The organism is Pseudokineococcus sp. 5B2Z-1, assembly GCF_037482305.1.
Classification (GTDB): domain Bacteria; phylum Actinomycetota; class Actinomycetes; order Actinomycetales; family Quadrisphaeraceae; genus Pseudokineococcus.
Genome location: NZ_JBBHZG010000014.1, coordinates 3,374 through 4,010 on the forward strand (window position 1 = coordinate 3,374; position 637 = coordinate 4,010).

1 protein-coding gene is annotated in these 637 nt (G+C 74.9%); it reads right to left on the reverse strand.

Translation table 11 applies throughout. The features are described 5' to 3' along the window. Positions 1-8: 8 nt before the first annotated feature. Positions 9-527 (reverse strand): hypothetical protein, encoded by a 519-nt coding sequence (locus tag WDV85_RS17010; protein WP_339571754.1) that lies wholly within the window; start codon positions 525-527, stop codon positions 9-11. Between the last annotated feature and the right edge of the window lie 110 nt (positions 528-637).

Consider the following 637-nt stretch of genomic DNA (forward strand, 5'->3'; position numbering starts at 1 on the left):
CCCGGCGCTCACAGGTCGCCGTCTCCCGTCGGGGCGTTCGGGGAGTAGTTCTCGTGGCGGTCGTGATCGGCCTGCCAGCCCGCGGCGAAGGTCGGGCGGTCGTACTCGACCGTGGCGGGGGGCTGGTCCTCGGCCGCGAGGTCGGCGGCGTTGTCGGCCGCGCGCCAGGCGGCGCGCAGGCACCGGGGCGGGGTGACCATCTCGTCGTCGAGCGGGTCGCTGGCCCGCTCGCCCCACTCGTCGGCCATGCGCGCCGCGTAGGCGACGGAGTGGGCGCGGATGGGGCCGTGGTTGGCGACGGCCACGCGGACCTGGAGCGCGGCGCCCTGGCGGGCGGCGGCGGCCTCCAGCGTGATCGCGGCGCTACGCCGGGTCGTGCGCGGCGCCAGCCCGGGCAGCAGGTGGCAGGCGCACTGCGGGACCAAGTAGTCGCCCTCCAGGCCGACGGTGTGGGCGCGGCAGGCGCCGGCTCGGCGCGGGGGCGCCGCCACGGCCTCGTCGGCCATGTTCTCGACGGTTTCGCTCATGTCCTGCTCCCTCTCCCTCGGTCCTGCTTACGGTAGATACTCTACCGTTTGCATCCTTGGAGGGCAAGCCGATTGGCAACCCTTTCGGGAGATGAGGCCCCCGCCGGACC

What these genes read in the sequence shown, in the direction of transcription:
- WDV85_RS17010 (WP_339571754.1), bottom strand. Translation starts at nt 527, where the DNA reads ATGAGCGAAACCGTCGAGAACATGGCCGACGAGGCCGTGGCGGCGCCC.